We start from the raw sequence: 22857 nt of genomic DNA, 5'->3' as shown, positions 1-22857 counted from the left end.
AACTCAAGTAATAAAAGACGTAGTTAAAAATATTGACTTAAATCAAATTACATAAATAGCACGGTTCTGTACGGGGGTGGAATGAAAATCTAAGACTACATGAGTATTGACAGAAAGATAAAGGAAGTTTAGAAAATGCTGTTATAGTTGCGATAACGGATGTGTCTAAAATTAAAATAAATCCTGCTTAAGGTTGTTTTCCGATTGAGGGTGGTAAATTACTTAGCATAAAGAACTCTTTTTATCTTTATTATTTTGATTGGAGGCATTTCTATGTTCAAAATAGCAGTTGCAGGAACTGGTTATGTTGGTTTGGTTGCAGGTGTGTGCTTTGCCGAAGTTGGCCATCAAGTTATCTGTGTCGATATAGACAAAAAGAAAGTTGATTTAATGAAATCAGGTATCTCCCCAATCTATGAAGCTGATTTGGAAGAGTTGATGCAGAAGAATTATGCTGCTGGAAGAATTGATTATACAACAGATTACAGAACAGCATACAAGGATGCTGACGCCATCTTTATAGGTGTAGGTACCCCTGAACAACCGGATGGTTCGGCTAACCTTTCGTTTATAGCAACAGTTGCTCGGCAAATTGCCGAATCCGTTGAAAAAGACTGCCTCGTGGTAGTAAAATCAACAGTTCCGGTTGGAACAAATGATAAAGTAGAACAGTTTATTAAAGACTTTTTAGTGAACGATGTAAAGGTTGAAGTAGCTTCAAACCCGGAGTTCCTGGCGCAAGGATCAGCCGTTCGTGATACTCTGCAAGCGGAAAGAATTATAATTGGTACTGAAAGTAAGTGGGCAGAAGAGACGCTTATGAGGATTTATGAGCCATTTCATCTGCCTATTGTTTCTGTAAATAGAAGATCAGCAGAGATGATCAAATATGCATCTAATAACTTCCTCGCTCTTAAAATTTCCTATATGAATGACATTGCCAATCTTTGCGAATTAGTTGGGGCAGATATTCAAGACGTTGCAAGAGGAATGGGGTACGATGAGAGGATCGGAAGTAAGTTTTTGAATGCAGGAATTGGCTTTGGAGGTTCGTGCTTTCCTAAAGATACCAAGGCGCTGGAGTACATAGCTAGACAGAACGGTTATGAGCTTAAAACGGTTAAAGCTGCTATTGATGTAAATAAAGAACAAAAGACAATGTTGTATAAAAAGGCTAGCAAAAGGTTGATAACTTTTAACGGGCTTAAGGTCGCAGTGTTGGGACTAACCTTTAAGCCCGGAACAGATGACTTAAGAGAAGCACCATCTCTTGATAATGTGCCATTATTATTGGAACAAGGTGCAGATATATATGCATACGATCCTGTTGGAGTGAATAACTTCGCTAGAGTATACCCAGAAGGTAAAAATGGCAAAGGCAGCATCACCTATGTTTCGAATATAGAACAAGCTTTGGAAGGGGCAAATGTCTGCTTTATTTTTACTGAATGGGGAGAAATAAAAGCAGTAACGCCTGAAACTTATAAAAGGTTAATGAGAACTCCATTAGTGTATGACGGCAGGAACATATATAGCGTTCAAGAAATGCAAGAAGCAGGAGTGGAGTATCACTCGATTGGACGAAAACCTTCGACTAGAGAATCTGTAAAGGAGTCGAGAAATCTTGAACTACAAAACTCTTGATTCCAGTACAACATATCTTGTCACTGGTGCAGCAGGATTCATCGGATATTTCTTATCTAGAAGATTACTAGAACAGGGCTGTCGGGTAATTGGTGTTGATAATCTCAATAACTACTATGATATAAACCTTAAATATGCTCGTTTGGAACAACTGGAACCCTATGAGAAGTTTTCTTTTATTAAAGGTGATATTTCCGATAAGGAAATGCTTATGAACGTCTTTAAAGAATATAAGCCCAATGTAGTAGTAAATCTTGCTGCACAAGCCGGGGTAAGATATTCAATAGAGAATCCTGATGTATATATTCAGAGTAATATCATTGGCTTCTATAACATTCTCGAAGCTTGTAGAAATTATCCGGTTGATCATCTTGTATATGCATCATCAAGTTCTGTTTATGGAGCGAACAAAAAGGTTCCATTTGAGGAAACGGATTTTGTGGACAATCCAGTATCGCTTTATGCTTCTACCAAAAAATCAAATGAATTAATGGCTTATACTTATAGCCATTTATATAAGATTCCAGCAACAGGGCTTCGGTTCTTTACAGTTTATGGGCCAATGGGAAGACCTGATATGGCCTATTTTGGATTTGTTGATAAGTATTTTGCTGGTGAGCCGATTAAGATATTTAACAATGGCGATTTGGATAACGATCAATATCGTGATTTTACTTATATTGACGACATCATTGAGGGAGTCGAACGTCTTTTAGGCAATCCACCTGTGGGCGATGTTCATCATAAAATTTTTAATATTGGAAACAGCAGTCCTGTAAAACTTATGGTATTTATCAAAACACTAGAGAACGCGTTAAGCAAAGCCTTAGGCAGAAAAGTACAATTCGAAAAAATTTTTGAACCGATCAAGCCTGGGGATGTGCCAGCTACTTATGCATCTACTGAACTATTACAAAAAGCAGTGGGATTTAAGCCGGAGACTTCGATCGAAGAAGGATTACAAAAGTTTGCGAATTGGTATGTGGAGTTTTATAAAGTGAAGTAATGATGTTAATTACCCGTGCATACTGTGATTACGGCTGATAATTTTGCAACAGTAAGGTGAAGACCTTTGAAAAAAATAAAACAGATGATCAATTTATTCTATATTATCAATGCAACTTATGAAGTAGAATTGGAGATCATCTTGTGAAGTGCCGAACGGAATTCCCAATAATCTCATGTCGTATATAACTCAGGTGACTAAGGGGAAATTGGAAGATTAAGAATATGAATATTCAGAAATAACTACCTAACAGTGGGCGGCAAGGTGTTCGCGATTATATCCATGTGATGGATCTTGCAGAGGGGCATGTTGCAGAATTGGATCGTCTCGCAGAAGGAATACATATCTAGAATTTGGGGGCTGGTAGAGGTACTAGTGTACTCGAGTTGGTAAAGGCTTTTGAAAAAGCGCATGGCATTATAGTGCCATATGAGATCGTAGAACGCAGACCAGGAGATATTGCTTCATTGCTACTGCTGATGTTTCAAAGGCAAAGAAGGAGCTTGGCTGGATCGCAAAACGAGATATTATCGCATGTGCCGGGATGCTTGGCGGTTTGAGAAGAATTACAAAGAATAAAGGATAAATGTGTAATAAAATGATAAATTAAAAGGCCATAATCACCACTGCACTTAAATCCGTGAAGTCGATGCTCATACGCTTGTAGGAACAAAGAATGATACGGGTGACTGAATACGAGTGAAGCGAAAATGTAGTTATATCGCAACAAACGTTGAATGAAAAGCGTTTAAAGGATAATAAAGGAAGTTTCCTGTGAAAGGGTGAAAATATGAAAAGGAAAAAGAAACTACTTATATGGATAGGTTCCATCGTAGGAGCTCTTGCAATCATTGTCTGCGTCGGGGGATACTTCGCGATCAACTATGCAGCCGATAAAGTGTTGGATTCGCTAGCTGATTCGATAGACTTGGAACCGGCGGAATCTGCTTCCGCTTCGCCTTCGCCATCGGGTACGGCAAGCCTTGAAAGCGGTGCAAGTGCAACTCCGTCAAGCGGGGTTCCTTTGACGCCGAATCCTTCGATCGAAGCATCCGCGTCGCCGTCTTCGACAACGGAAGAAGCGAAGCCGTCTGGTAATTCGTCAGGGGCAGGAGCGAAAGATGCAGGACAAGCTTCGCAGTCTTCGAAGACCGCTGCGAAATCTGGTTCCGGAGAATCGCCATCCCAGTCACTAACGCCTTCGCCTTCTTCTACTTACAATCCGGAAATATCCGTAGAAAAGGCCGAAGAGGTAAAAGAAAGCATCTCGTTTTCCGAGAAAACAAAGGCTATGGCCGTTATGCTGAAAAGGTTGAGCCCAAGCGACATTAAGACGCTTCAGCAGCTTGCGACTGGCGGGCTGACGGTGGAGAAAAAGAAAGAGGCCAAAGAGCTCATTCTCCAGAAGCTGACGGAAGACGAGTATAACGAGCTTATCGCCATTGCCAAGAAGTATGGGTTAAGCCAAGGCAAGAGCTATGAGGAGTCTCTTAAGGAAGATTTAAGCAACTAACCCGAAAAAGTAGGTGCAAATAATGAAAAGACTTAAGATCATGCTGACGATGGCCATGGTCGCGCTGATGGCGGTGGCCTTGCCGTTCTCCGCCTTCGCAGCGGCTTCCACAACGACGGTCAGTACGCTGCAGGTGAAGATGAAGTTCGACGGACAGGAACTTGCTCTGCCTGCTGGGCAGACGGCGTTTACGTATGAGCAGCGCGTATACATACCGATTCGTTTTGTGTCGTATGCGCTGCAGAAGAGTGTGGTGTGGGATGCAAAAACGAGCACGGTAAGGGTGTCGGAGCCGACGTCATCCGAGGCGGTGGTGCTGAAGGAGTATTTGATGAATGCGGCAGCCGCGGCGAAAAGCGGAAGCTCGTCTACAGCTTCTGCCGCGACCGTCAAAGTGACGTTCACGAACGCCAAGTTTGTTTTTGACGGAAAGGAGAAGCAGCTACCGGCCGGCCAGAAGGTTTTCGCGAAGGACGGAACGATTTATGTGCCGGTTCGCTTTATGTCGGAGTCGGTCGGCACGGCCATCAACTGGGATGCCAAGACGAAGACCGTTAGCGGGGAGTCCAAAGCGTACCGCGAAGCGCAGCAGGGATCGAGCGGCGGCAGCGGTTCCGGCAGCAATGGCGGCAACGCCGGCTCGGGCACCGGTTCGACGGGAGGCGGCGCATCCGGAGGCAATACGGGAAAGCAGACGCAGGAGGAGATCGAGGCCCAAGCTTATGCCAGCTTGAGCAAACTGAAGGCATCGTGCCAAGCGACGGCGATGAATCTCGGCTTGCAATATTTGAGCGAGTCCGATCCGGACAAGAAAGCGGCGCTTATCGCCCAAGGGCAAGCGGCGCTCGCCTCCTGCACGGCCCAATTCGAGTCGATCATCAGCAACACCGAGGCGAAGCTCAAGGCGAACGGCTACAGTACCGATGTGATTCAAACGTATCGGGATGAATTCGAAGCTGAATTGAAACGGTATAGGGAAATGGCGGAATCCCTGACGTGACCCTACCGGTGAGACGTGATAAGCTGCCAGGCGGCTATGTTTCTCTGCTGCGGGCAGCTTTTTCTTTTGAACAAAAACAAATGTTTCGTTACAATGGTTCTGATATTCGCCGGAACGACATTCAAATATATATAGGACATAACTAAAAAGGTGTGGTTATGGATATGAAAATCGTACTGCTGTCGGGCGGTTCCGGCAAGAGGCTCTGGCCTTTGTCCAGCGATTCCCGGTCCAAGCAGTTTCTTAAGGTGTTGGGCGGGGCGAATGAACCGAAGAAATCGATGATTCAACGGGTATGGGCGCAGCTGAAAAGCGTGGGTCTCTCGGACGTGACGCACATCGCCACGAGCAAGTCGCAGGTGGAGATGATCCATAACCAGCTTCATGCCGAAGTGCCGCTGATTGTCGAGCCGGAGCGAAGGGATACGTTCCCGGCTATCGCGCTGGCCGCGGCGTATCTTTATTCCGAGCAAAAGGCCGGACTGGACGAGACGGTCATCGTGCTGCCGGTTGATCCTTACGTGGAGGAAGCCTATTTTGAGCGGTTGAAGCTGCTGGACGAAGCGTTGAACCGCTCCGATGCGGACATTGCGCTGATGGGGGTCAGACCGACGTTTCCCTCGGAGAAATACGGCTACATCGTTCCCGGGAGCACGGGTCCGGATGGGCTGTACGCCGATGTCGTCCGGTTTCAGGAGAAGCCGAGCCAGGCCAAAGCGGCTGATCTGATCGAACAAGGCGCTCTCTGGAACTGCGGCGTTTTTGCGTTCAGGCTGGGCAGGCTCGTCTCGATCCTTCGCGGCAAAGGGCTGCCGCTGGATTACGACGAACTGGCCCGGGAATACAAACGTCTTCCGAAAATCAGCTTCGACTACGAAGTCGTGGAGAAGAGCGAGCGGATTGTCGTCGTTCCGTACGAGGGTCAGTGGAAGGATCTCGGCACGTGGAATACGCTCACGGAAGAGCTGTCCGACAACCTGATCGGCAAAGGCAAGATCGATGAGCATAGCCGCAACACGCATATCGTCAACGAACTGGACATCCCGATTGTCGTGCTCGGCTTAAGCAACGCCGTGGTGGCGGCCAGTCCCGACGGCATTCTCGTAGCGGACAAAGAGGCGAGCCCGAGGATCAAAGACAGCATCGATTTCGACCAAAGGCCGATGTACGAGGAGCGGCGCTGGGGCTGGTACAAGATTCTGGACTACGCCGTAACGGAAGAGAAGTATGAAGTATTGACGAAGCGGGTCGGAATCGCGGCCGGCAAAAATCTAAGCTACCACTACCACAACAAGCGCAACGAGGTTTGGACGATTATCAAAGGCGAGGGCGATTTCGTGCTGAACGGCAGCCTGAGCCGGGTGAAATCGGGCGACGTGCTGCATATTCCGGCCGGCGCAAAGCACGGCATTCAGGCGGTCACCGAGCTGGAATTTATCGAAGTGCAGAACGGCAGCGAAATTCTCGACGAGGATATCGTCCGGCTGCATACCGATTGGAACGAAGTGTGCAAGCTTATAGAATAAAAAGAAGGCGGATTCATTTCGAAGCCGTATCGGAGCTGATCCTGGCCGGCGCGTTTTCCCGGTTTTGGACGGCTTTTTTCTTTTGGGCGGTAAAATATTTTTGCTATAAATCTTTTAATCGAATGTAACTTTTCGCCTTCAATAGAGTCTACATTAATAGAGAGAAATGGGCGTTAAGTCCAGGGTCTTTCGAGTAAATTTTACAATATGGGAGAAAGAAATGGCTTTTCAATCGAATTCCAACCTGTATCGCAAGATTTGGATTCCGGTTTTGTCCGGGGCTATCGCGCTGTCCGCAGTGGTCGGACCGGTCGGTACGGCCTGGCCGTTTGCCAAACCGCCGCTCGCAGCGGCCGCGACGGTGACGTACAAGCTGGTCAAGCAGTCGGAGACGATCGTAACCTCCGGAGCGCGCCAAATCGATTACCGATGGGTTCCCTCCGATTCCACCAAAAGCACGGAGCTTGTTCACGTCCTCGCCATCGACCTCACCAATCCGTATGTCCAGTTGAATGCGCTCGGCGGCAAGAACGGCAGCGTCACGGCCCGGCAGTCCGTAGGCGCCATGGCCAAAGAGACGGGAGCGGTAGCCGGCATCAACGGCGACGTCTTCAACACGTCCTCCGGCAGCGAAGGCGCGCCTCTGGGCGCGCAGATTACAAGCGGTCAGCTGGTGACGAGCACGTCCAAGCTGATCGGCATGTATGCTTTCGGCGTGACCAAGGACAAGAAGCCGATCATCGACCAGTTCGCGTTCAGCGGAACGGTCTACGCCGGGGACGGAAGTTCTTTTCCTCTGACCGGCATCAACAAAAGCGCCTACAGAACGGAGCCGGACAACGGCTACAGCCATGTCAACGCGCTATACATGTATACGAGCGCCTGGACCGGGGAAGAGCGTCCGAAGAACAGCGGGACGACGCCGACCGAAGCGCTCGTTGTCGACGGCGTCGTTCAGGAGGTCGCCGTCGATCGGGCGATCGCAACGCCGATTCCGGCGAACGGTTACATATTGCGCGGGCATAAGGACGCGGCGGAATTCATCAAGAAGAGCCTGACCGTAGGGCAGAAGGTGACGGTGACCTCCTCTCTTACCTCGCTGACCAACGGGAAAAGCTACGATCCGACGACGTTCCAGATGATGGTGAGCGGGCACACGATTTTGGTCGATGGCGGCAAGGCGGCTCCGTTCTCGCGCGACATCAGCGGCCTGAGCGGCAACGCCGACCGCGCCCGCACGGCCGTCGGCTATTCGGCGGACGGCAAGACCGTTTACCTGGTCACGGTGGAGGAGAACGGAAGCCGCAAGGGCGTGACGCTGAGCGAACTGCAGCAAATTCTCATTCAGCTCGGCGCCTACAAGGCGGTCAACCTGGACGGGGGCGGCTCGACGACGATGGTGTCGCGGCCTCTCGGGGAATTCGACGTGAAGCTGACGCATCCGACGTCGTACGGGACGACGCAGCGGCTTGTGGCTAACGGCATCGGCGTCTTCACGCTGGCTCCGCAGGGCTCCGTCAAGGGGATCGTGGCTAGCGGGGCCAAGACGCTGTTCATCGGCCAGCAGGCGACATACGCGCTCAAGGCCTACGATACGTATTACAACCCGATCGACCCCGGCGGGCTGACGCCGGTCTGGTCGGCGAGCGGCGGCGTCGGCACGTTCAAGGGCGGGGTGTTCACGGCGTCCAAGCCCGGCGACGGCACGATTACGGTGAAGGCGGGCAGCGCCAGCAACTCGATCGGGATTCACGTCGTCGGAGGCGGCGAGATCAACCGGCTGACCGCATCGCCGAGCACGACGGTGCTTGCAAACGGCGTGACGATTTCGGTGCCGGTAAAGGCGCAGCTTGCGGACGGCAGCGAGGTGACGGTGCCGGCGTCTTCGCTGAAGTGGGAGTTCCGCGGCTTTGCGGCGAATGCGGCAGGCGGCAACATTACGGTGCAGAGCGTCGGCAAGGATACGAAGATCGGCTATGCGATCGCCCGGTACGACGGGTTCTCGACGGTCGTGCCGCTTGCCGTGGGGGCGGAGAAGACACTGGAGAACTTCGAGAACGTCGCGTACAACATCGGCTTCAGCGGGCTGCCGGCCGAGACGCAGGGAACGGCTTCGCTTGTGACCGGAATGGCGGGCCGCGAGTCCTCGCAGGTGCTCGATCTGAAATACGATTTTACAAACGGAACGGGCGACCGCTTCGCCTACGCGGTGCTGAACGGCGGCGCGGGCATTACCGTCGACGGCAATCCGAGTACGTTATCGCTGGACGTGCTGGGCGATAACAGCTACAACTGGCTACGGGCCGAATTCCTGAACGCAAGCGGCAAGCAGGTCTATGTCACGCTCGCTTCGAAGATCGACTGGACGGGCTGGAAAACGTTGAAGGTCGATTTGGCGTCGGCGGGACTGACGTATCCGGCGAAGCTGACGAAACTGTACGTCGTCAACCTGGCCAAAGACCAGGACGAACGGGCTCTGCAGGGCGAGGTCGCGTTCGACGATCTGAAGCTGCAGACGGCGGCCGGAACGTCCTTCGGCAGCGCGGCAAGCATCAAGCTGACGCTGAACAGCAAGCAGGCGACCGTTAACGGCAAGGCCGTTACGCTGGACACCGCCCCGATCGCGATTGACGGAGCGACGTATTTGCCGCTTCGCTTTGTCTCCGAATCGCTTGGCGGCAGCGCCGACTGGGAGGCTACGCTCAAGCGGGTGACGGTGCTGCGCGGCGACCGGATGCTCGAATTGTGGCCCGGAAAACCCGACTTGATCGCAAACGGCGTCCGCATCGCGACCAAGACGTCCCCGATCATCCGCAACGGACGCGTGCTCGTTCCGATCCGGGTCGTTTCGGAGCAACTGGGCCAGAAAGTCGACTGGAACGCGGCGGACAAAAGCATTACAATTCGTTAATCTTTCGGTCCAAAGTCCCATATCCGGCTTTCTAACCCCATAAAATATGATATGATGGAAGCGAGCCCCTTTTCCAAGTCAGGGAGCGGGCGGTCGCTGCGCGGGCATAAGTTGGCGCGCGGGCAGTTGCCAGGGATGGCGCAGGGGGAAATGGATTCGTGGAAGATACTGTGGACCAGATTGACCGTGTCATCCAGAATGCCGTCAAGGTAATGGAAGACAGCAAAATGCAAGTGTTTGAAATAGGCGAATCGGCCAGGATGGAGCTGGAATCGCTGGAGCGGGAGCTCGAACAGGTGCTGGAGGAGACGACCCGGGTCATCGATACGGTCGACCGGCTGGAACGGGATTACCGGCTGGCCCGGGTTCGGCTTGCGGAAGTAAGCCGCGACTTTGTGCGCTACACCGAGAAGGACATCAAATCCGCATACGAAAAGGCGACCAACCTGCTGCTGGATCTAATGGTTTACCGGGAGAAAGAGAACTACCTGAAGAAGCGGCGCGGCGAGCTGCAGAGCCGCGTCCGCAAAGTCGAGCGTTCCATCGAGCGGGCCGAGGCGATCGGCTCGCAGATGAACGTGGTTCTGGACTATCTGTCGGGGGATCTGTCGCAGGTGACGCGCATTTTGGAATCGAGCAAAAACCGTCAGCTGATCGGACTCAAGATCATTTTGGCCCAGGAGGAAGAACGCAAGAGGATCGCGAGGGAAATCCACGACGGACCCGCCCAGTCGCTCGCCAATCTCGTCCTGCGCACCGAAATCGCGGAACGCATGCTCGGGATGCAGGATATGGAAGTCGTGCGCGGCGAGTTAATCGACCTGAAGCATCAGCTCCGCAACGATCTCGGCGAGATTCGCAAAATCATTTTTAACCTACGCCCCATGACGCTGGACGATCTCGGTCTGATTCCTACGCTGCGCAAGTTCGTCCAGGATTACGAGGAACGGACGTCCATTCGGACGAAGTTCGACGTAATCGGCAGAGAGAAACGCATGCCATCCGCGTTCGAGGCGGCGATGTTCCGCCTGGTTCAGGAGGCGTTCAATAACGCATACAAGCATGCGGAGGCGTCTCTTGTGACGCTCGAAATTGTGTTTTCGGAGGAGATGATTCGGCTTACCATTCGAGACAACGGCGTCGGTTTCCATGTCGACGTTGCAGAGTCGAGGGCGCGAACCCATTCCAAGTTCGGTCTGATCGGAATGAAGGAGCGAGTCGACCTGCTTCAGGGGAAGATTTCTTTCGAATCCGGCGTCGGACAAGGTACCACGATTACGATTGAAGTTCCGATTCAAGCAGAGCTGCGAAAGGAGTTGGGCTATGATGGAAAATAAAACGCAAAACCGCAAAATCAAAGTGTTGCTTGCCGATGACCACCAGTTGTTTCGGGAAGGCTTGAAACGAATTCTGAATATGGAATCCGACCTGGAGGTAATCGGCGAGTGCAGCGACGGCATTCAGGTGTTGGAGTTCTGCAACCGGACGAAGCCGGATGTGGTGCTGCTCGACATCAACATGCCGGTCGAAAACGGCGTAGTGGCGACGGAACGGCTGCGGGACATTTTCCCCGATATCAAGGTCATCATTCTGTCCATTCACGACGACGAAAGCTACGTGTTCGAGACGCTGCGCAAGGGAGCTTCGGGCTATCTGCTCAAGGACATGGAGGCCGAAGCGCTCGTCAATGCCATTCGCACCGTGGCGGAGGGGCATGCCTACATCCATCCGAAGGTGACGGGCAAGCTGATCAACCAACTGCGCCGAATGACGTACCTCGACGAGATCGGAGCGGCATCGGGCGCTGCGGCAAGCCGGGAGACGGTGACGAAGTTCGCGATGAACGGCAACAATCCGCTGACGCGGCGTGAAACGGAAGTGCTGAAGCTGATGGCAGAAGGCAAGAGCAACAAGTCCATCGGGGAAAACCTGTTCATCAGCGAAAAGACGGTCAAAAATCACGTCAGCAGCATTTTGCAGAAAATGGAAGTCGACGATCGCACGCAGGCGGTCATCAATTCGATCAAATACGGTTGGGTAACGCTGTAAGTTTACATAATCTGGTTGGGATGCCCGCCGTATGCGATAGCGTTCGAAGATCCGTTCGAAAGGCGCCGGTTAACCGGTTAGCGACGAAACAGGCCGCCTTCGGGCGGTTTATTTTTGGTTGTGAAAGCCGCGGATTCGGGTCGGCAGATTTGCAAACGCTTTCTGAGGTTCTCCGCCATTGCGGCATTGCTTCGCCTTCCGGCGGCGAACGGAACCTGACTTTTCCCGACAGCATATGCTGTATCACAAAGAATGATCAGGCTTCGGACATGAGCCGTTATTCTGCGGGGAGGCGAGCGTGATGATGGTCGATCTGATATGGATTGTCGCCGCCTATGCGGCAGCGGCCTGCTGCGTCCGTTGGTGGAGCGCCCGCAAGGGCGGGGCCGGGGAGAAGGAAAGCCATTTTGTACTCGTTGCCGGCAATCATCAGATGCAGATAGAGGGATATGTGAGGGCGTTGCGGCATTTTGCGTGGAGAACCGGCCGCGAGGTCGGGATTACGATCGTGCTGGAGCCGTCTTCGGTTGACGACACGGGCAAAATCGCTTCGCTTCTGGCCTCGCGCACGGACGGCGGGGTCGGCGTTGTTCGCGGATGGTCCTCCTCCGTCGAAAAGGGCGGTCAGGCAGGGGGGGCGGCTATGGAGCGCCTGCCGCTTGGAATTCCGCCGCAGCGCCGGCTGGTGTGGGTGAACCTGTCGAACGAAGAGCACCTGCGGCTGCTTCCGCGCTGAACTTGGCTTTTGGGGTGCGCAAGGCAGGCGCGTGGATTTGCGCGTTGGGAGGCGCGTCGGTTGGCACGCAGGTTGGCACGCAGGTTGGCACGTAGGTTGGTACGGGGCCAGGGCGTGAGGGCAGGCCGGATTGTGTTTTGGCGCAAATGGGAGTATACTGTTTTTAACAATTGCATCAGTTCGGGTGAAGCACACCTTGCGGGCCAGGTTGGCCGCGCGCGGGTGTGCTTTTTTTGTCGATGGTCCGGGCGCCGGTGATCCGGTTATTTCGAAAAACGAGGGGGACTGGGCGGTGAAAGCGGTCGTTTATGTCGCGATAACGGATGAAGGGCGCGCCTATCCGTTCTGGACGGTTTCTTGGGAGACGGATCTGATGTTCTGGATGCACGAGTGGTTCCGGTTGGCGGAAAGGGCGCCCATTCCGCATGCGGGAGCGCAATGGCTGTGCCGTCTGCGCCCGATGCTGCCGCTGGGGGCGGCGGAAGCGGTGTACGAGCGCTTGAAGGAGCGGATGGAGCGGATGGGCGCGCAGCGGGTGAGCCCGGAAGAAGCGAGCCGGCTTCTGCAGGAAGCGGCGGGACCGGGACAGGGAAACGATTCTTTGCGGAAAAAGAGGGGGCGGTTGGCTCTCTGGGGTTTCCGAACGCGCGCGAATGCCGGCCACCGCACCCATTCTGTTGCGGTCGACGCGCTGAGGGTTGCGGATTGGAGACGCTTGAACGGCGGTGGATGCGGCGGCGGGAACGGGGACGCCGACGGAAATGGATGCGGAGGCGGAAACGCGAAAGCAGGCGGGGATGGAGGCGAAAGCGGGTTCAGCGGCGGATATGCACCCGGATGCGGCAACGGAGGTGTCGGGGCCGGGGCGGATTGGCATCGGGACGAAGCGGCTAAGCTGCTACGGGCCGCAAGGCAGGCGGGAAGGCAGCTTGAAGGACGTTCGCTGCTGCTGGACGAAGCGCTCGGCCTGCTGTCCCAGGCGGATAGCGGCGACGCGCTGCGCCATCTGCAGCTCGCCGCCTTGTTGGGCGAGGCAAGGCTTGCCGCTGCAATCGAGCCGCCCCGCGGGCGGCGAGGGCTTCGCTGCCGCCGCTGCGGGAGCGGCGAGAACCGCATGCGCCGCTCGGCGTGCGCTTCGTGCGGCAGCGATTCGTGCGCCGTCTGCGAGGCGTGCATCACGATGGGGCGCAGCCGGGCGTGCGGCTTGCTTGTCGCAGGCCCGGCACAGATGGCGTCTTTGGGTCATCCGCCCCATGACGCCGGCGATTCCGGGTCCCCGCTGTTTGTGGACCGCTGGGGACTCAGTCAGCCGCAGCTGCGCGCTTCCGAAGCCGCCGTACGATTCCTTCGCGAAGTCGGCGATCGCGGCGGGCGGGGGCGCGACGAGCGCAGGCAAGCCAAACGCGCTTCTGCCGGCGAGCAGCACGGCTTGTCGGGCCGATTGTCGCGCGCGTGGGGGCGACGGCTGCCGGATCGCATTCGCCGGCGGCTGCCGGCTTGCTTGCTTCGCCTGGTGCCGCATGCGAACCGGGAGCTTGGCAAGCCGCCTTCGCGGAGATTTCTCCTCTGGGCGGTGACGGGCGCCGGCAAAACCGAGATGATTTTCCCGCTGCTGGAGGAAGTGCTGAGCCGGGGAGGAAGGGCGCTGGTCGCGACGCCCCGGCGGGATGTCGTGCTGGAGCTGGCGCCCCGGCTTGCCAAGGCTTTTCCCGGCACGAAGCTGGCCGTTCTGTACGGCGGCAGCGAAGATCGCTGGTCGAACGCGCCGTTGACGCTGGCGACCACGCACCAGTTGCTCCGTTTCCAGGAAGCGTTCGATCTGGTGCTCATCGACGAGCTGGATGCGTTTCCGTACCATAACGATCCGATGCTGCATTATGCCGCGATGAAGGCGCAGCGGCGGATGGGGGCGACCGTTTTTCTAAGCGCTACCCCTCCGCATGCGATGCAGCGGGAAGCCAGAAGCGGGCGCCTGCCGTGCGCGCGGGTGCCGGTCCGCTTCCATCGCCGCCCTCTTCCGGTGCCGGCCCGTTTGACGGTTCCGCCCATTGCCAAATGGGTGAACCGGGGCCGCGTTCCGGCGGCGCTCCGCAAGCTGGCGCACGAGTCGGTGCGCCGGGGCGCGCAGTTGTTCATTTTTGTCCCGTACATACGGCACGTCGAACCGATCGTCGCTTTGCTCAGGCGGCACGCGGGCGATTGGGGACTTTCCCGGGAGGCGATCGGCGGCACGTCGTCCAAGGACCCGGATCGGGGGAATAAGGTGACGGATTTCCGCAATCGCAGGCTGCGGGTTCTCGTCACAACGACGATTCTGGAAAGAGGCGTGACGATACCGCGCAGCGACGTTTGCATTCTCGATGCGCACCATGCGATGTTCGACGATGCGGCGCTCGTTCAGATGGCGGGGCGGGCCGGCCGGTCGGCGGAGGACCCGAAGGGGCGCGTCTTTTTCTGCTCCGCATATGTCACCCGCTCTCAAAAGCGCGCGAAAATGCAGATCCGTTCGATGAACCGTTTGGCCCGCAAACTTGGGTTTTTGGAGGAGACGCCGGGATGAAAGGGGAATGGCTTGAACGCATGTACCGCTGGTTTAGCCCGCACAACGGCAGCTGCCCGGTCTGCGGGCGGGACCGCCGCGACGGGGCGCCTCCGCTGCCCGTTCCCATTCGGCATGCCGCCGCACGGCAAGCCTTATCGTCCTTATGCGGCGACTGCATGCGCGCCATCCCCTGGATCGACATTGCGGCCTGCTCCATTTGCGGCCGTCCCGACCGCTGCGGCGATTGTCTGCGCCGCTCCGTCCGGCATTTTCAATGCTGCCGTGCCGCTGTTCGTTACGACGCGGTCATGCGGGACTGGCTGGCGCTGTACAAATATCGGGGCCTTGAACGGCTGGAGCCTGTCCTGGCGGCGATGCTGGCGCTGCCGGCGGAACGGCTGTTGAGCCGGGTAACGGCCTTCGCGGTGGCCGCCGTTCCGCTTGCCGACGAGCGCCTTCGGGAACGGGGATTCAACCAGGCGGAACGCATGGCTTTGCGGATCGCCCGGTGGTACCGAATCCCCTATTTGCCGCTCCTCCGGCGCGTCCGCCATACGGACAAGCAAAGCTTTAAAGGCCGGGGCGACCGGCTTGAAAACATGAGAGGCAGCTTTGCCGCAGCCGGTCCGGTCGCTTTGCTGGACGACGGCAAGGAACGGAATATTATATTAGTCGACGATATTTATACGACCGGAAGCACGATAAACGAATGCGCGTACGTCATACGAAAAGCCTACCCTTCCTGTAAAATTTACGGATTGTTGTGGGCCCGTTCTTGACATCATGGCATTTTCTTGTAAATATTAGTATAAGCATTGTCGAGAGGTGGCCTATGCGATCGCGTCGCTGTCGCCGAGACTGGAGGGGTCATTGAAATGGAACTGGCGAATTGCCCCCGCTGCGGAAAATTGTTTGCCCGCCATTTTCGAGATATATGTCCCAGCTGCGTAAAGGTCATTGAGAAAGAATACGAGGCTTGCGCAGAATATCTGCGCAAACATAGAGGCGCCACGATCACGGAATTGTCCGATGCGACGGGAGTCACGATCAGGCAGATTACCAAGTTCATCAAGGAAGGGCGCATATCGCTTTACAACGCTCCGAACATGTCCTATCCGTGTGAAGTATGCGGCGTGCTGATTCGGGAAGGGAATATGTGTGATAACTGCCGGACCCGACTGAGCAAACAGGTTCGCCTGGCCAGCGAGGGGAAATCGTCGGACCGCCAGAGCGATCATGCACGATCCGAGAGCGCCTACCAGATCAACAACTGGCCCAAAGACCGCTGACCGTTCGTCCTGCCGTACGAGATTTGCAAGGCTTTTCATGCATCTATTAAAATTTAAGAATGCCCAACCGATAATACTTCTATAAGATTATCGGTTTTTTTATTTTTCGGATCCGCACTTGAGGTGATCGATTTGAAAGTCAACGAATCGCAGCGCATTGCGTTGTTCAACCATTATCATACGACCTACGACGCCCGTACCCGCAGCGCTTCGGGAGGAAGCCGCAAGGACGAGGTGCAGATCTCCGAAGAAGCGAAAGAATTGTTGGGAGCGCAAGGGAACCTGAAAGAGATCGACCGCGCCAAGCGGATCGAGATGCTGAAGAAGGAGGTTTCCTCCGGAACGTACTATTTGGACGCAGGCAAAATCGCCGAGAAGCTGCTTCCGTTTCTGAGGGGACAATGACAGGGGGATGCGCGTGAGCCTACGGGAGCTTCAGGAATCTCTTCAACTGACGCACGAGCTGTATGAAGCGTTGATCGACTTGGCCAAGCAAAAGAAAGACTGCATCGTTCAGAATCAATTGAACGAGCTGACCTTGGTAATGGCGAAGGAGTCAAGGCTGCTCAAAAAAATGTCCGAAGCGGAGCACGCCCGGACGCAGGCGATTCTCGCGTTTCAGCGCGCTTTAGGCATCAGCCGCGGAGAGCCTCTTACGCTGACCGAGGTGGCAAGGATGGTCACCAGTCCGGAAGACAAAACCGCCATTGAAGGTTGGATCGACCGATTGCTGGAGCAGGCCGCAAAGCTGAGGGAGCTCAACGATCTGAACCAGGCGTTGACGAGGCAAGCGCTCGACTTCGTTGAACTGTCGCTGGACTTGCTGACGGGCGTTCCGGAACAGGCCGTCTACCAGGCCCCCTCCCAGACGCCCGCGCCGACGAGCCGGAACGGGCTGTACGACTTCAAGGCATGACGCATAACGAAAGGCATAACAAAACTTGATCATCGAATGCTAACCATCCTATTCGGGGAAAGGACGTTGCCCAATGCCATCTTCATTTCTGGGTCTTGAGACGACCAAGCGCGCTCTGCTGACGCAAACGTTGGCAATGCAGACCGCAGGGCACAACATCGCCAACGCCAGTACGGTCGGCTATACGAGACAGCGCGTGAACCTGTCGGCTACCCGTCCTCAGGAAGCGGTCGGCATGCAGCGCAGCACGACGGTCGGGCAAATCGGCACCGGCGTGCAGGCGGACAGCATTACCCGCATCCGCGAAAATTATTTGGACACGCAGTATCGGCGCGAAAACCAGGGACTGGGCTACTGGAAGATCCGCAACGCCAACCTGGACTCCATTCAGGCGATTTTGAACGAGCCGTCGGACGACGGGATTCGCGGCGTTATAGATGATTTCTGGAACTCCTGGGAAGTGCTGAACCGGGACCCGACGCTGCTCAGCGCCAGGGTCGACGTCATCGCCAAAGCGACCAACATGGTCGATACGTTCAAGCAAGTCGACGAGTCGCTTACCGCCCTGGAACGGGACATCGACAGCAGCATCGCCACCAAGGTATCCGCGGTCAATACGATGCTGGCCAATATCGCGCAGTTGAACGACTACATCCGCAGAGCCGAGTCGCTCGGCGCCAACGCGAACGACTATCGCGACCAACGCGACGTGCTGCTGGATCAATTGTCTTCGATCGTAAACATCGAATATGCCGAAACGCCGGCGGGCGACTTTACGTTGAGCATCGCCGGGACGCAGGTCGTGGCCAACGACCAGGCCGCCACGGTAACGGCGGACATCGCGGCGAACGCGACTTCCGGAGAGCTGGCCGGATACGTGCAGGCGAAGGCGGATATCGCGCAAATCCGTGACGAGCTGAACGCGCTGGTCAAGACCCTGGTTGGCGGAGCCGTCACGGTAACGCTGGCCAACGGCTATACGACCTCCCAACCGTTGACGGCGAATAACGACGTAACGCTGGACGACGGAACGGTCATTCCCGCCGGAACGATCATTCCCGCCGGTTCCAAAATCGTCTCCTCCGTCGAGCTGACCGTAAACGGCATTAATGGCCTTCATAGACTCGGTTATGGAACCTCCGATCCGACGCCCGCAGGCATCGACTTCTTCACGACTTCGGACGGCAGCACCGATTTCAATATGAGCAACATCCGGCTGAATCCCGTCATTGCCGACGACACAAGCAAAATCGCCGCTTCCGGCAGATACGAGACCTTGGCCGACGGAACGAAAAGGACGATCAAGGGCAACGGGGATATCGCCTACGCGATTACGACTTTGCGGGACAAGTCGTTCGCCTACTCCGCCAGCATTACGAATCTGACCTCGGGGACGATCGACGACTACTTCCGCGCCGTAACCAGCCAATTGGGATCGACCGCGGATAATGCGCTTCGAAACATGAATAACCAGCAGGAACTGGTGGACGCGGCGGATACCCGCAGGCAGGAAGTGAGCGGAGTTTCGCTGGACGAGGAAATGACCGATGTCATCAAGTTTCAGCACGCATACAACGCGGCTGCCCGGGCGATGACGACCATCGACGAAATGCTCGACCGGATCATTAACCAAACGGGCCGCGTCGGTTTGTAGGAGGGTGGATAAATGCGTATTACGGGTACGATGCAGTACACGCAGCTGCTGACGAATTTGCGCAATACCCAGACGGGAATCTACGATTGGCAAAACAAGCTGGCGACCGGCCAGCGGATCAGCAAACCGAGCGACGATCCCGTCGGAATCGCTTATGTCATGCGGTACGATACGGAACTTAACCGCAGCGACCAGTATTTAACCAATGCACAAACCGGCAGCGGCATTCTGAATACGATGGATTCGCTTATGCAACAGGCGGACGATCTGCTGAAGCGGGCGCATACGCTGACGCTGCAGGCGCGCAACGACACGATAACTCCCGAGGAACGGAAGACGATCGCGGCGGAAATCAGGCAGCTACGGGAACAGATGGTTTTGATCGGCAACAGCACGTATAATGGACGATACCTGTTTAACGGGCAAAAAACCGATCAGCCTCCCTATACTTCGGCTAACGCGGCGAACGAGTCGACGGATCCCGGTGTGTTCCAGTTAAACGTCAGCCCCCTGGTCCAAGTGCCGGTCAGCATTACCGGAGAGAAAATTTTCGGCGAGGCCGGAAGCGACGACAATGTCTTCAAAATCTTCGACAATCTGATCGATCATTTGGAAACCAACAACACGAGCGCTCTGGACGACGATGTCGACAAAATTCTGGCCGCATCCGACCGCTTCTCCGTACAGCGCGCCGAAATCGGCGCCAGGGCCAACCGTTTTACCTTAATGGAGAGCCGCATCGAGTCGAACATCGTGAACTTGCAAACGCTTCGGTCCAATGTGGCCGACGTCGACTATGCGGACGCCATTACGCAACTGCAGTTGAAGCAGAACGTCTTCCAGGCGGCGCTGGCGACCGGCGCGCAAATTATGAGAGTGTCGCTGGTTGACTATATCAAATAATTCCGCAGAAGAAGGGGGGAGACGAGGCGATGGATAAAATTGCGGGAATCCGGGTGAGCGACGAATTTGTAAGTCGTGTCCAAGCCCGCGTGCGGCAGGTATCCAGACCGTCGGAGTCCAACGTTCGGTATACCCCTCCCGATTTGAAAATCCGGTTTCATACGGCCGAAATGGATATCGATATGACGCGGGTGTGGGAGGACCTGGGAGTGCTGCGTCCTTCCACCTTCCTTCGGGAAATCAAGGACAGAGCGGAAAAGACTTATGCCCAGGGAATCAGCGACAAGGTCCATAACGGCCGGCGCATTCGGGACATTCACAAGGAGCCGGGCAATGTCTACGGCCGAATCGCTTTTGAGACCTACATGCGCAACTCGAACCGGGAAGTCGTTCTTGCGGCTTTGCCGCGGCAGCCGGCGAAAATCGACATTCGCGTACATCCGCCGGAAATCGACTTTAACATGAGAACGATCGTAATTGGCGTTCCGCAAGGAAAATGAGTTTTACGGGAGGAAGCGGAAAGCGTGACACAAGGCCGACAATCCTTGACTTTTCATAGCGAAAGATACGGAACGCTGGAAATAAGCGAGGAGCAGATTTACAGGTTTGAAAAAGGGATTATCGGTCTTCAGGAGATCCGGCGCTATGCGCTCATCCAGCTTGACAATTTCCCTTTTTCGATTTTACATGCTCTCGATGCCCAGATCAGCTTCATCGTCATTCCTGCGGCGCAAGTTGTGGACAATTACGGCTTTCACATTGACGACGAAACGGCCGAACTGTTGGGGGTGGAGCGCCCCGAGGAAGTCGAGACTTGGCTGATTGTCAATGTGATCGAGGACCAGGTTTATGTCAATTTGAAGGCCCCGGTTTTGCTGTCCCCGGCGCATCGGTCGGGCGTTCAATTTATCATTCACGATCAGGAGCTGCCTATCCGGCATCCTCTTATTCGCGCCAGTAAGGAGGGGGCGGCGGATGCTGGTTCTTAAACGAAAAGTGGGAGAGATCGTGAAGCTGGGGGATCAGATCGAGGTGCAGGTTTTGGCCGTCGAAGGCGAGACGGTCAAGCTTGGATTCACGGCTCCTGCCAACGTTCAGATTTTGCGCAAGGAATTGTACGAAAGCATCCGTCAGGAAAATATGCTCGCGGGGCAACCGGCCGTACAAGGCCAGCAACTGATTCACTTTTTGGAAAAGTTCGACAAATTCAATAAAAAGGATTAGGTGGGATCTACATGAGCGGGGTTCAACCGGCAGATGGAATTTCCGCTTTCGAACTGCATACAGCCAGATCCGCATCCCAGGAAACGTTCAAATCGATCGAAAGCGCCAAAAAACAGGGCGAAGATTGGACTGTCGACAACAAAAAGGAAAACAAGTTCGATTTCAAAAGCCTTTCGGATGAAGACAAGGAACGTTTGGAAAAAGAACTCAAAAAGGTAAACGAATCGCTGGTACCCTATGAGAAGCAAATCCGCTTCCGGTATAACGAAGAAGCCAAACAAACCTATGTCGAAGTGATCGACTTAGAATCGCAAGAGGTGGTGGCGAGCATGCCGCCGGAATTCCTGATCGATTTGTCCATTAAGATGCGGGACATGATCGGCTTGTTCATGGATAAGAAATTGTAAGATCCGTCAGGGTCAAAAGAGGAGGTAATCTAGATGGCAGTCAGCAGCGTCAACACCAGTTCGGTTTCTTTGACGGGCTTGTTCTCCAAATTGGATACGGACACGTTGATTTCGGCTTTAATGGCTTCCGACAAAACCAATTATACCACCTTGGAAAATCGCAAGAACGATTACGGCAAAATCCAGTCGCTGTTCCGCACCTTGAACACGAAAGTAAGCGCGCTGCGTACGGCGGCGAGCGATTTGCTGTACATGTCCAACCTGACCAAGACGGCGGCGACCAGTTCGGATACGAAGGTGCTGAACGTCTCTAGCTCAGCCGGCGCAGCTAAGGGAACGTATCAAGTGGTCGTGAACAATATTGCGCAAAACCACATTATTCGGACGGATTCGGTCAACAGCAGCGGTACGAGCGTGAAAGCCGGAATCGCCTCGGATGCGACGATTACGATCGATGACGTTACGATTAATGTGGGCCAACTTGCTGCGGACGCTGCCACGGATAAGGACTTTTTGACGAGTCTTAAAAATGCGATTAATGCCGGCAGCGCCAACTTGACAGCATCCCTTTTGCAGACAAGCGATACTGAAGTCAGTCTCGTTTTGTCATCTAAAAATACGGGCGCGGGAAATTCGATTAAAGTAGGATCCGGGGCATATGGCATAACCGGAGATTCCATTGCTTTGCAGAAGCTGGGATTAGTGGATGCTGGCAATAATCTAAAGAATGTTGTTCAAGAGGCGGCGGATGCAAACTTTACGGTGAACGGCGTCACTGTCACTTCCAGCAGCAATACGGTCGCAGGCGTCATTGAGAACGTCTCCTTTTCTTTGGTTGCGCCGGGCACCACAACCGTGTCCGTCGATACCGATACGGAAGCTGTCGCAGGCTTGATATCCGCCTTTGTCGATGCCTATAATGCCGTTATTGATGCAGTGAATTCGGCCAAGTCGTTTACGGATTCCAATTATCGGACCCCGCTTTCGGCCGATTCCACATTAAATAGTCTTCTGTCCAGTCTGGGGAACTGGGTCAATCTTCAGGCGGGTACGAAAGCCGACGGGAAATCCGATCTTAGTCTGAAGTACTTATTCCAAATCGGTCTGGAAGTCGATAAAGGGGCTACGTCGGCCAGCGAAATGACGGGCAAGATGTCTTTTGATAAAAACAAGTTCATCGAAGCTCTAAAAAAAGACCCGGATGCCGTTTACAAGCTGTTGGCCAATGACGAAGCCGATACATCGAAAGGGATCGCGCGCGTTTTTAGCGACAACTTGTTTAATTGGTCCAGTGCTTCAAACGGCATTCTAAAAACGAAAATCGAAGGCTATGATTCCGAAATTTCGTTTATAACCGATCAAATGGAACAAATGCAAATTCGTCTGGACGTCAAGGAAGCTGCGCTGAAACAAAAGTTTGCCCAAATGGAAACGGCCCTTTCAACGCTTCAAAGCCAGCAAAGCTGGATGAATGGCGTCGTTTCCGCAATGTACTCGAAAAATTCGTAGTCATTTATTTTAGGGTAAGGAGCGAAAA

Annotated in this window: 21 protein-coding genes and 1 pseudogene; all 22 read left to right on the top strand. The window is 54.3% G+C overall.

The features are described 5' to 3' along the window. Positions 1-273 precede the first annotated feature (273 nt). The 22 genes and pseudogenes from F560_RS0108740 (at position 274) to fliD (ending at position 22829) form a co-directional block, all read left to right on the top strand. Positions 274-1644, top strand: a complete 1371-nt coding sequence (locus F560_RS0108740; RefSeq protein ID WP_019005346.1) for a UDP-glucose dehydrogenase family protein — start codon at positions 274-276, stop codon at positions 1642-1644. Continuing rightward, complete coding sequence (locus F560_RS0108735) at positions 1625-2650, top strand: GDP-mannose 4,6-dehydratase (protein ID WP_026298178.1); 1026 nt, start codon at positions 1625-1627, stop codon at positions 2648-2650. Before F560_RS0108740 ends, F560_RS0108735 begins: the two co-directional genes overlap by 20 nt. Positions 2651-2795: 145 nt before the next feature. Then, positions 2796-3229, top strand: a pseudogene (locus F560_RS26225) (GDP-mannose 4,6-dehydratase); the annotation flags it as partial. A 211-nt stretch (positions 3230-3440) separates the two neighbouring features. After that, positions 3441-4163, top strand: a complete 723-nt coding sequence (locus tag F560_RS25535) for a hypothetical protein (RefSeq protein WP_156828934.1) — start codon at positions 3441-3443, stop codon at positions 4161-4163. Between the two features lie 22 nt (positions 4164-4185). Continuing rightward, positions 4186-5163, top strand: coding sequence for a copper amine oxidase N-terminal domain-containing protein (locus F560_RS24545; RefSeq protein ID WP_019005341.1), 978 nt, complete (start codon positions 4186-4188; stop codon positions 5161-5163). A 164-nt stretch (positions 5164-5327) separates the two neighbouring features. Beyond that, on the top strand, positions 5328-6689 hold the full coding sequence (locus tag F560_RS0108715; RefSeq protein WP_020621276.1) for a sugar phosphate nucleotidyltransferase: 1362 nt from the start codon (positions 5328-5330) through the stop codon (positions 6687-6689). A gap of 220 nt (positions 6690-6909) precedes the next feature. Continuing rightward, positions 6910-9600, top strand: coding sequence for a stalk domain-containing protein (locus F560_RS0108710; protein ID WP_019005339.1), 2691 nt, complete (start codon positions 6910-6912; stop codon positions 9598-9600). A 158-nt stretch (positions 9601-9758) separates the two neighbouring features. Beyond that, positions 9759-10937 (top strand): sensor histidine kinase, encoded by a 1179-nt coding sequence (locus F560_RS0108705; RefSeq protein WP_019005338.1) that lies wholly within the window; start codon positions 9759-9761, stop codon positions 10935-10937. After that, complete coding sequence (locus F560_RS0108700; RefSeq protein ID WP_019005337.1) at positions 10927-11649, top strand: response regulator transcription factor; 723 nt, start codon at positions 10927-10929, stop codon at positions 11647-11649. The genes F560_RS0108705 and F560_RS0108700 overlap by 11 nt, the downstream gene beginning before the upstream one ends. A gap of 301 nt (positions 11650-11950) precedes the next feature. Continuing rightward, positions 11951-12385, top strand: coding sequence for a hypothetical protein (locus F560_RS24540; RefSeq protein WP_019005335.1), 435 nt, complete (start codon positions 11951-11953; stop codon positions 12383-12385). A gap of 292 nt (positions 12386-12677) precedes the next feature. Beyond that, the gene (locus F560_RS26220) at positions 12678-14945 is read left to right on the top strand and encodes a helicase-related protein (RefSeq protein WP_019005334.1); all 2268 of its coding nucleotides are present in this window, start codon (positions 12678-12680) and stop codon (positions 14943-14945) included. Next, entirely contained in the window at positions 14942-15706 is a 765-nt protein-coding gene (locus tag F560_RS22840; protein ID WP_019005333.1) for a ComFC family protein, read from the top strand. Before F560_RS26220 ends, F560_RS22840 begins: the two co-directional genes overlap by 4 nt. Before the next feature lie 96 nt (positions 15707-15802). After that, complete coding sequence (locus F560_RS0108675) at positions 15803-16216, top strand: TIGR03826 family flagellar region protein (RefSeq protein ID WP_019005332.1); 414 nt, start codon at positions 15803-15805, stop codon at positions 16214-16216. A gap of 123 nt (positions 16217-16339) precedes the next feature. After that, positions 16340-16621, top strand: coding sequence for a flagellar biosynthesis anti-sigma factor FlgM (gene flgM, locus F560_RS0108670; protein WP_019005331.1), 282 nt, complete (start codon positions 16340-16342; stop codon positions 16619-16621). 13 nt (positions 16622-16634) lie between these two features. After that, positions 16635-17132, top strand: a complete 498-nt coding sequence (locus F560_RS22835; RefSeq protein WP_169449894.1) for a flagellar protein FlgN — start codon at positions 16635-16637, stop codon at positions 17130-17132. Positions 17133-17205: 73 nt separating this feature from the next. Beyond that, the gene (flgK, locus tag F560_RS0108660; protein WP_019005329.1) at positions 17206-18786 is read left to right on the top strand and encodes a flagellar hook-associated protein FlgK; all 1581 of its coding nucleotides are present in this window, start codon (positions 17206-17208) and stop codon (positions 18784-18786) included. Between the two features lie 12 nt (positions 18787-18798). Next, positions 18799-19689, top strand: coding sequence for a flagellar hook-associated protein FlgL (gene flgL / locus F560_RS0108655; RefSeq protein WP_019005328.1), 891 nt, complete (start codon positions 18799-18801; stop codon positions 19687-19689). Between the two features lie 29 nt (positions 19690-19718). Continuing rightward, complete coding sequence (locus tag F560_RS0108650) at positions 19719-20189, top strand: DUF6470 family protein (RefSeq protein ID WP_019005327.1); 471 nt, start codon at positions 19719-19721, stop codon at positions 20187-20189. A gap of 24 nt (positions 20190-20213) precedes the next feature. Beyond that, on the top strand, positions 20214-20678 hold the full coding sequence (fliW, locus tag F560_RS0108645) for a flagellar assembly protein FliW (protein WP_245554829.1): 465 nt from the start codon (positions 20214-20216) through the stop codon (positions 20676-20678). Next, the gene (gene csrA, locus F560_RS0108640; RefSeq protein WP_019005325.1) at positions 20665-20913 is read left to right on the top strand and encodes a carbon storage regulator CsrA; all 249 of its coding nucleotides are present in this window, start codon (positions 20665-20667) and stop codon (positions 20911-20913) included. The genes fliW and csrA overlap by 14 nt, the downstream gene beginning before the upstream one ends. A gap of 11 nt (positions 20914-20924) precedes the next feature. Continuing rightward, positions 20925-21320, top strand: coding sequence for a flagellar protein FlaG (locus tag F560_RS0108635; protein WP_019005324.1), 396 nt, complete (start codon positions 20925-20927; stop codon positions 21318-21320). Between the two features lie 33 nt (positions 21321-21353). Then, the gene (gene fliD / locus F560_RS0108630; protein WP_019005323.1) at positions 21354-22829 is read left to right on the top strand and encodes a flagellar filament capping protein FliD; all 1476 of its coding nucleotides are present in this window, start codon (positions 21354-21356) and stop codon (positions 22827-22829) included. Positions 22830-22857 lie beyond the last annotated feature (28 nt).

Source organism: Cohnella laeviribosi DSM 21336 (assembly GCF_000378425.1).
In the GTDB taxonomy this organism is placed as follows: domain Bacteria; phylum Bacillota; class Bacilli; order Paenibacillales; family Paenibacillaceae; genus Cohnella; species Cohnella laeviribosi.
The sequence above is the reverse complement of the archived record's forward strand: the minus strand, read 5'-3'. Positions and strand labels throughout refer to the sequence as shown.